Origin of the sequence: Kosakonia sp. PSU_27, assembly GCF_039409795.1 — a bacterium.
GTDB lineage: Bacteria > Pseudomonadota > Gammaproteobacteria > Enterobacterales > Enterobacteriaceae > Kosakonia.
On the sequence record NZ_JBCIVK010000007.1, the window covers coordinates 76,798 to 88,938 of the forward strand.

The 12,141-nt window shown below is 56.0% G+C and carries 9 protein-coding genes; 1 reads left to right on the plus strand and 8 read right to left on the minus strand.

Translation table 11 applies throughout. The features are described 5' to 3' along the window. Positions 1 to 38 precede the first annotated feature (38 nt). Genes yjfF through ytfQ form a run of 4 tightly spaced genes read right to left on the minus strand, consistent with a single transcriptional unit; the run spans position 39 to position 4,573 of the window. Entirely contained in the window at positions 39 to 1,037 is a 999-nt protein-coding gene (gene yjfF, locus AAIG26_RS18265) for a galactofuranose ABC transporter, permease protein YjfF (RefSeq protein WP_045514226.1), read from the minus strand. After that, a complete protein-coding gene (gene ytfT / locus AAIG26_RS18270; protein ID WP_161796292.1) occupies positions 1,024 to 2,049 on the minus strand; it encodes a galactofuranose ABC transporter, ATP-binding protein YtfT in 1,026 nt (341 codons plus the stop codon). Before ytfT ends, yjfF begins: the two co-directional genes overlap by 14 nt. Before the next feature lie 10 nt (positions 2,050 to 2,059). Continuing rightward, a complete protein-coding gene (gene ytfR / locus AAIG26_RS18275; RefSeq protein ID WP_020456275.1) occupies positions 2,060 to 3,562 on the minus strand; it encodes a galactofuranose ABC transporter, ATP-binding protein YtfR in 1,503 nt (500 codons plus the stop codon). Positions 3,563 to 3,616: 54 nt separating this feature from the next. After that, positions 3,617 to 4,573, minus strand: a complete 957-nt coding sequence (ytfQ, locus tag AAIG26_RS18280) for a galactofuranose ABC transporter substrate-binding protein YtfQ (protein ID WP_044489552.1) — start codon at positions 4,571 to 4,573, stop codon at positions 3,617 to 3,619. Between the two features lie 400 nt (positions 4,574 to 4,973). Here ytfQ and ppa point away from each other — a divergent pair, with 400 nt between their 5' ends. Then, positions 4,974 to 5,504: an inorganic diphosphatase gene (gene ppa / locus AAIG26_RS18285; RefSeq protein WP_343181176.1), complete on the plus strand. Its 531-nt coding sequence runs from the start codon at positions 4,974 to 4,976 to the stop codon at positions 5,502 to 5,504. Positions 5,505 to 5,641: 137 nt separating this feature from the next. On the opposite strand, the gene AAIG26_RS18290 is transcribed toward ppa, so the two are convergent. The 4 genes from AAIG26_RS18290 to tamA all read right to left on the minus strand — a co-directional run bounded on the left by AAIG26_RS18290 (position 5,642) and on the right by tamA (position 12,017). Further along, positions 5,642 to 6,094 (minus strand): hypothetical protein, encoded by a 453-nt coding sequence (locus AAIG26_RS18290; RefSeq protein ID WP_097406624.1) that lies wholly within the window; start codon positions 6,092 to 6,094, stop codon positions 5,642 to 5,644. Between the two features lie 63 nt (positions 6,095 to 6,157). Then, complete coding sequence (locus AAIG26_RS18295) at positions 6,158 to 6,508, minus strand: gamma-glutamylcyclotransferase (protein WP_020456270.1); 351 nt, start codon at positions 6,506 to 6,508, stop codon at positions 6,158 to 6,160. Positions 6,509 to 6,510: 2 nt separating this feature from the next. Continuing rightward, the gene (gene tamB, locus AAIG26_RS18300; protein WP_343181179.1) at positions 6,511 to 10,287 is read right to left on the minus strand and encodes an autotransporter assembly complex protein TamB; all 3,777 of its coding nucleotides are present in this window, start codon (positions 10,285 to 10,287) and stop codon (positions 6,511 to 6,513) included. Next, positions 10,284 to 12,017, minus strand: a complete 1,734-nt coding sequence (gene tamA / locus AAIG26_RS18305) for an autotransporter assembly complex protein TamA (protein ID WP_045513686.1) — start codon at positions 12,015 to 12,017, stop codon at positions 10,284 to 10,286. The genes tamB and tamA overlap by 4 nt, the downstream gene beginning before the upstream one ends. Positions 12,018 to 12,141 lie beyond the last annotated feature (124 nt).

Genomic DNA, 12,141 nt, shown 5'->3' on the forward strand with positions numbered 1-12,141 from the left:
GAATTACTTTAGGGAAAAATAGTCATTTCAATATGTTATTACTTTGTTGCCGTTGTGCTAACGCGTGTAACAGGTGAGCTTTGGCGGTTCTCCCACAGCACCGTTAAGCCACGTTGCAACGCGATAAAAATAAACAACAGGATGCCAATGGCAATCTTGGTCCACCATGAACTGAGTGTGCCGTCGAAGTTAATATAGGTCTGGATAAGTCCCTGAATACCCACGCCAAAAAGCGTACCTAACACTGTGCCGACGCCGCCGCTAAGCAACGTGCCGCCAATCACCACCGAGGCGATGGCATCCAGTTCAACCCCCACGCCCGCCAGCGCGTAACCGGCCTGGGTGTAAATGGAGAAGACAATCCCCGCCAGTGTCGCAAGACCAGTCGAGAGCATATAGATACGAATGGTGGTACTGCGCGTTGAGATACCCATCAGGTTCGCGGAAGTGGCATTGCCGCCAATCGCGTAGACTTCGTTGCCAAAGCGGGTGCGGTGTGCGAGGAAAATACCGATCACCACCACGAATAACATCAGCAGCCCCATCGCGCTCAAACGTCCGCCGCCGGGGATCATCCACGCCAGGCTGGAGAGCGAATCATAGACCGGGTGATTAATCGGAATCGATTCTTCCGACAGCAGGTAGCTGACGCCGCGCAGGAAAAACATCCCCGCGAGGGTGATGATAAACGCCGGGATTTTTAACGCGTCGATCATAAGCCCCATAAACGCGCCAAACGCAGTGCCCATCAGCAGAATCAGCGGGAACGCCAGCAGCGGCGAGATGCCCCAGTCGCCAATGGCTTTCGCCAGAAAAACCCCGGTAAAGGCAATCACCGAGCCGACGGACAAATCAATGCCGCCAGAGAGGATCACGAAGGTCATACCAACGGCAATAATCCCCAGGAAAGCGTTATCCGTCAGGATGTTGCAAATCACACGTGTCGACGCGAAACCGGGAAACTGCGTCAGGCAGTAGAGGTAGCCGAGCACGAACACGCCCAGCGTTATCATCAGCGGTAAATTACGTTTTATCATGACCGCGTACTCCTTTAATCAGCGCGATAAAGCGCGGCGACTGAACAATCAGCACGCACATCACCACCACCGCTTTCACCACCTGGTTGAGTTCCGGCTGGAAGCCGGAGAGCAAAATGCCGGTGTTCATACCCTGAATAATCAGCGCACCCACCACCGACAGCACAAGATTGAAGCGCCCGCCCATTAGCGAACCGCCGCCGATCACCACCGCCAGGATCGCGTCCAGCTCCAGCCACAGCCCGGCGTTGTTGGCATCCGCACCGCGAATATCCGCCGCGACAATCACCCCGGCTATCGCCGCGCACACGCCGCTCAGCACATAGGTCAGCATCACCACAACACGGGTATTCACACCGGCGTTTTTCGCTGCGCGAATGTTGATGCCCACCGCTTCAATGAACATACCGAGCGCGGTTTTGCGCGTGAACAGCCAGAACAGCACCAGCGTAACCAGCGCGATAATCACCGGGGTGGGAAACAGCAGCAGCGAACCGCTGCCCAGCCAGGCCAGCGACGGAGCGTTAAAGGTGACAATCTGCCCGGAGGTGATCAACTGCGCGACGCCGCGCCCGGCGACCATCAAAATCAGCGTGGCGACAAACGGCTGGATCTTCAAAATCGCCACCAGAATGCCGTTCCATAAACCAGCCAGCACACCGGTGCCGATCGCCGCCAGCAGTACCACCGTCAGGCTGTGTCCGGCGACCGTTAACGACGCCGCCGTCGCGCCGGCAATCGCCATCACCGCCCCGACCGACAGATCAATACCGCCGGTGGCAATCACCAGCGTCATACCAATGGCCAGCAGCGCCACCGGCGCGGCACGGTTAAGAATGTCTATCGGGCTACCGAACAGGCGACCATCCTGTAACACCACCTGATAAAAATGCGGCGCGACCAGGCTATCCACCACCAACACCAGCAGCAGCGCTATCAACTGCGGCGTTCCGGTCGGCCAGTTAAAACGGCGCTTTGGCGGCGTCGTTTGGCCAAGTGATTGAGGCATCACACTCTACTCCTTACGCCGCAATGGCATTCATGATCGCCGGAACGGACAACTCAGCGAGCGGGATCTCCGCCACCTGTTTACGATCGCGCATGATAATCACCCGATCCGCATAGCCGACCAGCTCTTCCAGTTCGGACGAAATAACCAGCAGTGCGAGACCATCGGCACAGAGGGTTTCGATCAGGCGAATGATCTCCGCATGCGCCCCCACATCGATACCGCGCGTTGGCTCATCGAGGATCAGGAATTGCGGGCGCGTCAGCAGCCAGCGTGAAAGCAGCACTTTCTGCTGGTTGCCGCCGGAAAGAAATTCAATCGGCTGCTCGGCGCTCGGTGTGCGAATGCCAAGCTGGCGAATGAAACGCTCGGCAATCGCGTTCTGCTCTTTGCGCGGGATCGGCCGCAGCCAGCCGCGCTGCGCCTGCAACGCCAGCACAATGTTTTCCCGCACCGATGCGGCGGCGATAATGCCGTCGGTTTTACGGTCTTCCGGGCAAAAACCGATGCCCAGACACGAAGCCTGGTGTGGCGAACGTAAAGATTGCGACTTGCCTTTGATGGTCGCGCTGCCGCTGTCGGCGGGTTTAATGCCAAAAATCACTTCGGCGGTTTCGGTACGACCCGAGCCTAACAACCCGGCCAGACCGACAATCTCACCGGGGCGCACTTCGAGATCGAACGGCGCGATCACCCCTTTTTTGCCGTAACCATTGAACGCCGCCACCGGTTTTTCACTCAGTAGCGTGCGCCCGGCACGTTGCAGGGCGTTGCTTTCCAGCTCACGGCCCAGCATCATTTTGACCAGTTCGATTTGCGGCAACTCACTGGTCGGTTTGCAACCGACAAAACCGCCGTTACGCAGCACGGTGATGCGGTCGCTGACTTCATACACCTGATCGAGAAAGTGGGTAACGAAGATCAAGCTGACGCCCTGATCGCGCAACTGGCGCATCAGGGTAAACAGCATCTCCACTTCCTGGGTATCGAGGCTGGCGGTAGGTTCATCAAGGATCAGCACCTTGGCGGAGAGATCGATAGCGCGGCAAATTGCCACAATCTGCTGCATCGCCACCGAATAGCGGTTAAGCGGCTCGCGCACATCCAGTGAAAAGCCGTAGGATTCCATCAGTTCAGTCGCGCGCTTTTCCATCTCTTTACGACGCAATAAACCAAAACGCCGGGGTTCGCGACCAATAAATAAATTATCCGCCACCGACATATTCGGCAGCAGGTTGACTTCCTGGTACACCGTCCCGATACCAAGCTGCTGGGCGTGGGCGGTATTTTTCGGGTTGATTTGCTGGCCTTCCAGCCAGATAGCCCCTTTATCGGCGTGGTAAACGCCGGTTAACGCTTTAATCAGCGTCGATTTTCCTGCGCCGTTCTCCCCAAGCAGGGCCATGATTTCGCCGCGGCGTAAGCTGAAATCCACGTTATCGAGCGCTTTTACGCCGGGAAAAAATTTACTTAAGCCTTCAGTACGCAGGATTTCCTGGTGTGCTTCCGCGTTCATTGTTGACCCCTTACACATTTACCCTCTCCCCGCCGGGGAGAGGGTTTTTGCGACTCAGTAACCCATGTTTTTCTTTTTCTCTAACTCCTCTTTCGCCGTATCCGGCAGATAGAGCGTCGATTTGGTAATGGTCAACTTCGGCGGCAGGGTGCCGTCTTTTTTGTATTTCTCCAGCGCGTCGAACGCCGGGCCTGCCATATTTGGCGTCAGCTCAACGCTGGCATTCGCTTCGCCGTCGATCATCGCTTTGTAGATATCCGGCACACCGTCAATAGAACCGGTAAGAATGTCTTTACCCGGTTTCAGACCCGCTTCTTTGATGGCCTGAATAGCGCCGATCGCCATGTCATCGTTGTGGGCGTAAACCATGCAGATGTTTTTGCCGTTGTTTTCCGCCTTGATAAAGCTCTCCATCACCTCTTTACCTTTACTGCGGGTAAAGTCGCCAGACTGAGAACGGATGATTTTGATGTTAGAGGCTTTCGAAATGGCTTCGGCAAACCCTTTCTTACGATCGATCGCCACGCTCGCACCCACGGTGCCTTGCAGCTCAACGACGTTACACGGTTTGCCATCGACCGTTTTCACCAGCCAGTCACCAATCAGCTTGCCTTCAAGAATGTTGTCGGCGGTCACCGTGGTCATGTAGAGCGATTTGTCTTTGACATCGATGGAGCGGTCGAGCAAGAACACCGGGATTTTGGCGTCTTTGGCTTCTTTCAATACCGGCTCCCAGCCTGTTGCCACCACCGGCGCAATAAAGATGGCGTCAACGCCCTGGGCGATGAACGAACGCACCGCTTTGATTTGGTTTTCCTGCTTCTGCTGAGCGTCAGCAATCTTCAGCGTAATGCCGCGCTTGCTGGCTTCGCTTTTGGCGACGTTGGTTTCAGCGGCTCGCCAGCCGGATTCAGATCCGACCTGCGAAAATCCTACGGTTAACGGGGCGGCCATTGCCATAGACGACATGGCTGCCGAAACTGCTGTGACAAGAAGTAAGCGCTTCCACATAAGAGCATCCTCGAGGGTTATTGTTGGCTACAACTTCACCTGCGGGAAAACTATAGACAATCGAGGATGTAACAGAATGCGTTACATCACAAATCGGAAAAGTGAATGAATTGTTGATGACCAGTTGCGATCTGGCGCGCGAAAAGCGCGGTTTTAATTCACCTCATTTATCCATTGAAATTGCAGAAATTTACTGCGTACGGATTAGAACGAAATTTCGCTGTAATCGGTTACACAAAATTATTGATGATGCTGCTATGGTTATGGATAAAACGGTCATAAATGGCGTGTCAGAAAGCGTCTGAAAAAGTGTGAGTAAGTTAAAACAGCCCAAGACATTCACCGCCAGTTGGCTATAATACCCGGCACTTGTTTGCCACACATTTTAAAGGAAACAAACATGAGCTTACTGAACGTCCCGGCGGGTAAAGATCTGCCAGAAGATATCTACGTTGTTATCGAAATTCCGGCTAACGCTGACCCGATCAAATACGAAGTCGACAAAGAGAGCGGCGCGCTGTTCGTTGACCGTTTCATGTCCACCGCGATGTTCTATCCGTGCAACTACGGTTATATCAACCACACCCTTTCGCTGGATGGTGACCCGGTAGACGTGCTGGTGCCGACGCCGTACCCGCTGCAGCCTGGTTCTGTGATCCGCTGCCGTCCGGTTGGCGTGCTGAAAATGACCGACGAATCCGGTGAAGATGCCAAACTGGTTGCCGTACCGCACACCAAACTGAGCAAAGAGTACGATCACATTAAAGATGTGAACGACCTGCCGGAACTGCTGAAAGCGCAGATCACCCACTTCTTCGAGCACTACAAAGATCTCGAAAAAGGCAAATGGGTGAAAGTGGACTGCTGGGACAACGCTGAAGCGGCGAAAGCTGAAATCGTTGCCTCTTTCGAGCGCGCAGCGAAGAAGTAATCCGTTTTAGTGAAAAAAGCCCCGGTGCGCGTAATGCGACCGGGGCTTTTTTTCGTCCAGGCTTTGTGGGCTGCGGGTTTAATGACTCTGCCTGAGCCAGGCAGAGATCGGATTAAGCGGAACGCGCGTTGGCCACCTTACGCTGGCCGGGTTTTATGCCGCCAGGCAGAGAACGCCAGCACAATAACCGTGCTCAGCACCCGCTCCGGGTGGAAATAGCCATGAGTGATATTCACGCTCACACCTGGCGGTATTTGCGGTGCCAGCAGGAATTTATGCCCGGCGACAAACAGGCTAAACAGCGCCACGTTACCCAGCGCCGCCGCCAGGCTTCTTACCACAATCTTCTGCGCGGAAAAACGCTGCCGGGCATTTTGTCGTAGCATCAAAAGCAGTATCAGCAAGCCAGAAAAAGCGAACAGCAGACCGTTAATCAGCGTCGCCAGCATAGCGGCGGAAACAGAGGTCGTTACCAGCCCGGCACGCCCCCAGAAAAAGTGGAGGAAAGGGTAATAAGTGAGGTAACCAAAACTAAAGAGACCCGCCAGCAGCAGCGCTGCGGCAACTACCCAGGCTGTCTTACGTAACATGTTTCTCGTCCTTACTCGGCTGAAAAGAAAAACCGCGCCAGCGGCGCGGTTCTCTAAGTGTGATTACTTCTGGTACTGCTCGCGGTCGAGCCAGTTACCGCTCTCGATCAAGGTTTTTCCCTCAACCGAACGCTGGTAAACATACATCCAGGCGCTGCCATAAGGCGTCTGGATCAACTGGCGTTTGTATTCACCGCCCGCGGTGCGCAGAGCGTCCAGCTCACCGAGCGTTGCTGCGTCGATACGATAAACTTCGCCCTTGACGCTTCCTTCACCGGCTACTGCGCCCGGATAGTGCCCCAGACTATACAGCTGATGATTTTCGACACAAAAGTCCCCCAGCCACTGAGCATTGGTCATCCAGTGGCTGTTGCCCTGCTTGCGTCGTAAACTGCCGTAGACAAATATTCGCATTGCTAAAACTCAAACTGATAGAGCAAATCTAGTGCCTGATCTACGCCAGACACCGCTTCAAGATACAGCTTAGGCATCAGGCGATAACGTAACGTGAGAGTCGCCAGTGAGTCAAAAATTCCTACACCATATTTTACTTGTAGACCCGGTAGCACATAGCCGCTGACCACCACCTGCGAGGAGTCGCCGACGCCCTGGGTGTCCAGCGCCAGATTGCTGACGCCAAAAGTCTCGCCGATTTTACCCACAACCTGCCCACTTTGTGCAACCCCTAAGCCGATCAGCATCGATGTCATCGCCGCACTGTCGCTCTGTTCGCTCTCCAGCCCCTGACCACGCAGCAGGTACGAGAGCGCTTCTTGTTGCGACATCGCCGGATCGGAGAAAATCTCCGCTTTCGGCTCATCGGCGGTGCCGGTGACGCGAACCCCGGCAATCACATCGTTTTCTGTCGATTCCGGGTTACGAATCGCTTCGATATTCAGCATCGGCTGATCTGGCGGTCCGGAGAACAGCAACTCGCCTTTGCGCACCAGCAAATCCTGGCCGTAAGCATGGAAACGCCCTTCCGGAATGTTGATCTGCCCGTTCAGGCCCAGCCCCTGCTTATCCTGTGCGACTTTCAGATCGCCCGTCAGCCGCGCTTTCAGGCCAAATGCATTGAGCCGCACGTTGTTGCCGACATGCACCGTCAGGTTGCTGTTGATCGGAATCGACGCGCTTTTTGGCTGCTCAGGCTGCAAGTCGTTATTCAGCATCACTTCATCACTGGAGACACCCACCGCGCTTTCCGGTAAGTCATGCACCACAATGCGCGCCCACGGCACATCCACGTTGCCATCCAGCGTAAACAGGCTTGGCGTCGCCTCAAATACCACATCCGGCGAGACATCCAGGCGCACCATCGGCGGCACGGTAATGCGCACTTTGCTGCCTTTCGCCGCCACGCGCGCGCGCCAGTTATCGATTTGGCTCCAGTCAGCATCACCGCTCAGATTGATCTGCCCCTGCCCGGTACGCACCACGCCCTGCAAGGTCGAACTCATGCCGTTGAAATTCATCGCCAGCTGGCTGGGCTGCATATCAAACGGCATAAAGTTGCCGTCAATGTCCAGCCCGTTCAGCCCCAGTTGCCCGAACAGCTGCGGGCTTTGCACGTTGCCGCCAAGACGTAAACTGGCATTCAACGTACCTGCCGCTTTCTCGCCCCGGCTGAAAATGGCGTTCGCCATCGCCAGCGAGAAGTTGCGAATATTCACGTTGCCGCCCAGATTACGCCGCCCTTGCGGATCGGTGACCTGCACCTGGCCATCGAACTGGCCGTTATTGGTCAGGCGGATCAACCAGCCGAGATCGGCCCGGTTATCGCGCAGTTTTGCGTTGAGATTGAGGGTGTCAAACGCGAGCGGCAGCGGCGCGTCGTTTACCACCTGCGTCACTTTCACACCGCGCCCGGCGAGCGTCACTTCACCTTGTGGCAGCCCCGCTTTGGTGGTGTCCCAGCTGACATCCGCTTTACCGCTGAACACGCCGCTTGCTTGCGTGGTTTCCGGCATAAAGGGTTTCAGCATCGCCAGGTCGAAGCGGTTCAGGTTCACGACCGCGCGCCCTTCTGCGCCTGCGTCGATGGTTTGCGGAATGCAGAGTTCGGCGTTCGGGTTCAGCCAGCAGTGCGGGCCGATAGCGATTTTCTGCTCCTGATTGCGGTAATCCAGCGTTACCGGGCGGTTAATCGACCACGGGCCAACCGGCGTGGCAAAGCGCGTATCGCTCAGTGTCCCTTTCCAGCGCTGCTGCTGGCGGTCAAAGCTGCCCGCCAGATTAAGCTGGCCGGAAACCGGCTCGCCCTGCACGCGCAACTGGAGTTTATGCTGTTGCTCATTGCCGTCCGCCGCCAGGGTCACCAGGCTCAGGTTCACGCCAGGCTGGGCAATGCGTTCCACGCGCACGTTCAGTTTGCCACCAATCTGGTCGCTGGATTTCACATCGCCTTCGACGCGCACGCGAGCCACGGAAAGATCCTGCCAGCGCAGATTATTGGCGGTAATATCCGCCAGCGCCTGCGGCGCATCCACCGTACCGCGAATTTTCACCAGCCCTTTCGCCGTGCCGCCCAGACCTGGCAGCGCGTTATTCAACCCCGGCGCATCAATCGTGGCATCAAGGTTGAGATCTTTAACCCCCAGTTCGCCTTTAATATCGGCGCTGTTTTTTCCCAGTTCCAGGTGCAGGCCGGGGATCGTCCACTGCAAATAGCTGTTGCCTTTTAGCTGCCCGTCAACGTTGACCTTGTTCTGCTTCACGTTGCCGCTCAGTTTCAGCTCCGGCACCTCCATTTGCCAGCTGCCGCCATACAGGCTGCCGCGCGTTTTGATCAGGCCATTCAGTTTCGATGGCCACTCCGGGAAGGCTTTTGCGGTATCGATATCTTTCAGCGTTAATTCACCGCGCCAGCTAATCGCTTGCTGCCAGTCGAGCAGCGCTGTTAACTCGGTTTTGCCTTCCAGCGCCGCAATAACCAGTTTATCGAGGTTCAGTTGCTGTTCGTTGCCCTTACCATCAAGCGTAATGGTCGCAGGCGGTAGATCCTGGCCTTTCACCGCCGTGCGAAACGACAAAACATAGTCGGTCATTTTGCCGGTAAGCTTCAGGTTCAGGTCATCAGCCTGGTACTGTTTTTCCCCGCTAAACGGCCAGTAAAGCTGCTTGCTGGTTATCTGCAGATCCAGCGGCAAACCAGCTTCGGCCAGTTGCGTTTGCGCCCGCAGATCCATGTCGACCGGCCCGGAGAGATTGACGCCAACCTCGAGTTGCTTACGCATTTCGCCGCCGACTTTCAGTTTCACTTTCTCGCCTTTCAGCGGATCAATATTCAGCGTGGTATTGAGCGTAATATCCACCGGCCAGGTATCGCGTAACTGGGCGCTACCGGTGGCGCGCACCTGGCCCTGATTAGAATCCACATCCAGCGCGTCAAGCTTCATCTGCCCGTCGATACTGCTTACTTTCAGCAACAGGCTGCGCACCAGAATGTCGGTATCGCCGGTAAGACGCAGTTGTTCGCCACGAAACTCTTCAATGTTGAGATTGAGCGGCAGGTGAACATCGGTCATTTCCGGCAGCAGCGGCTTTTCAAACAGCGCTTTTAGGGTTTCGCCGAGCGGTTTTTCCTGCGGCTGCGGGTTCTGGATTTTCGGTTCAACGACCTCTTTTTGCGCCACATCGGCCACTTTCGGCAGCGCAATCAGCAGCCCTTGTAGCGACGTCGGTTTCAGCGTCAGGTTTTTCTCCTGCCAGTTCAGACCGGTGCTGAAATCCATCACTGAGACGGTGGTGTCGTCGATTTTGATATTGACATTGTTGAGCGCCACCCGGCTTAGCGTTATCGGGTATGGCGTGGAGAGGTTCAGCGGCCCGCTCTCTTCCTCTTTTACCGGTGCGGCGGGCGGCATTTTTTTGCTGTCGATAACGACATTGATATCTTTCAGTGACAGATCGTTCACGCACAGGCTGCTGTCGCGCAGGCAGCCGAGCTTCACCGCCAGGTGCACTTCGCCCGCGTTCACCGCCACGCCCGGCTGGGTAAAACGGATATTTTTTAACGTCAGATCGCGCCAGCCGCCAGTCACCTGGCTAATTTCCAGCCCCGGCACCCAGCGGTTGGCCGCGTTAAATAACAGATGCAGCCCGCTGGTAGTGCCCACCAGAAAGACCACGGTGCCCAGCACCAGCAGGATAAACACCAGGACGCCGAGGCTGATTTTCTTCCATAAACTCATAATTCCGGCCCCAACCCGATGTAAAACTGTAATCCGTGTTCTTCTTTATCGCCGACCGGTACGGCGAAATCGAGCTTGATAGGCCCGACCGGCGACTCCCAGCGCACGCCAACACCCGCGCCGGTTTTCACATTACTGCGGCGGATATCGCTCACCGCTTCGCCGCTATCGACAAACGCCGCGCCCCACCATTTGCCGGTGACGTTGTACTGATACTCCAGTGAACCGGTCGCCAGTTTGGAGGCACCAATCAGCTTGCCGTCATCATTTTTAGGCGCGATAGATTTGTATTTGTAGCCGCGAATACTGCGATCGCCCCCGGCGAAGAAGCGCAGATCTGGCGGCACGCGCTCAAAGTCCCCGGTTTCGATCCAGCCCAGATTGCCGCGCATGACAAAGCGGTGGCGATCGTAAAGCGTGCGGATCCAGACGTTTTGCGCCTGTAATACCAGGAAGTCGACATCCGATCCCCAAGCGGTATTCGAGTAATCCACCGAGTAGCGCTGCGAATCCCCCCAGGTTGGCATCAGGCCGCCGCGCGAGCGGGTACGGCTGATCATCACGCCAGGGTAAAGCAGCATAGTGGTGTTGGTCACGTTCGCCTGGGTAAAGTGATCGAGGCTCCAGCGCAGGTTAATAGCGCGCTGCCAGCCGCTGGAGAGATCCCAGTAGCGCGACAGCGCGAGCGTGGTGGAATCCGCTTCGGTATCGTTCAGATCGGTACGCTTAAAGCCGCCCTGCACCAGGTAATATTGTTCAAGCGGGTTTTTCAGCAGCGGCATCTTGTAGCTGAAATCAAGCTGCTGTTCCGGCGCGGAGATGCTGGTGCTGGTGGTCAGGCTGTGGCCGTAGGAGTTCATCCACGGCTTTTTCCATGTTGCTTTGACGCGCGGCCCGACGTCGGTCGAGTACCCCACCCCGGTTTCAATGGTGTTTTCCGTGCGCGGCGATACCACGCCTTTAAGCGGCAACACTTTGGTTTTACGCGCTTTATCAAACTCTGGCGCGACCACCACCGAATTAAACCAGCCGGTGGCGGACAGGCGGCGGTTTAGCTCTGCCAGATCCTGCGTCTGGTAATAATCGCCTTTGTGGAAAGGCACCAGGTTTTGCAGGTATTCGTCGCGGATTTGCGAGCCTTCAAACGTCACCGTACCAAAGCGGTAACGCTGGCCGCTGTCGTAATCGATATCCCAGAACGCCTGGCGGCGCTCAAGGGCAATACCAAGCTGGCTTTTAAGAAACTGACTGTCGAAGTAGCCTTTACGCAGCGCCACGCTGGTGAGCGATTTTTTGAAATTGTCGTAATCGTTATGGTGCAGCACCGTGCCGATAGCGGGGCGTTTTTTGAGTAAGTCGAGATAATCGCGGTCCGTACGCGCGCCACCGCGCAGGATCACGCTATTGCCGCCAATGCGCACCGGTTCACCGGCCTGCACGCGCGCAATCAGCACCTGACGCCCTTTCGCCGGTGGCGGGCGCAGTTCGAAATCGATGGTGGGTTCGTAGTAACCTAAGGCTTTTAACCCTTCGCGGATGGCGTCATCCACGCGCGCCTGAAAACGGCGGTCCGGGGTCACTTCATCACTTTCAATGGTGGACAACTGGGCGCGCACGTTTTTTTGCAGCTCCCCGGTTAGCCCCTCCAGCTGCAATCGCACATTGGCGGCGAAAGCCGTTTCGCTCACCAGCAGTAAAGCGGCAAAACATAACAGACGGATCTTTGGCACGTTCTCTCCTGAATATCCTTGTTCCCACCCCTGGAAGGAAACGTAAGCGCAGCTCCGCGCTGAGCCAGGTTTTGCCTTACGACAGAACACAAGCCGATAAAAACCCGTTAACACAGGTTGAAAA

What these genes read in the sequence shown, in the direction of transcription:
- yjfF (WP_045514226.1), bottom strand. Translation starts at nt 1,037, where the DNA reads ATGATAAAACGTAATTTACCGCTGATGATAACGCTGGGCGTGTTCGTG.
- ppa (WP_343181176.1), top strand. Translation starts at nt 4,974, where the DNA reads ATGAGCTTACTGAACGTCCCGGCGGGTAAAGATCTGCCAGAAGATATC.
- AAIG26_RS18290 (WP_097406624.1), bottom strand. Translation starts at nt 6,094, where the DNA reads ATGTTACGTAAGACAGCCTGGGTAGTTGCCGCAGCGCTGCTGCTGGCG.
- tamB (WP_343181179.1), bottom strand. Translation starts at nt 10,287, where the DNA reads ATGAGTTTATGGAAGAAAATCAGCCTCGGCGTCCTGGTGTTTATCCTG.
- ytfR (WP_020456275.1), bottom strand. Translation starts at nt 3,562, where the DNA reads ATGAACGCGGAAGCACACCAGGAAATCCTGCGTACTGAAGGCTTAAGT.
- ytfQ (WP_044489552.1), bottom strand. Translation starts at nt 4,573, where the DNA reads ATGTGGAAGCGCTTACTTCTTGTCACAGCAGTTTCGGCAGCCATGTCG.
- AAIG26_RS18295 (WP_020456270.1), bottom strand. Translation starts at nt 6,508, where the DNA reads ATGCGAATATTTGTCTACGGCAGTTTACGACGCAAGCAGGGCAACAGC.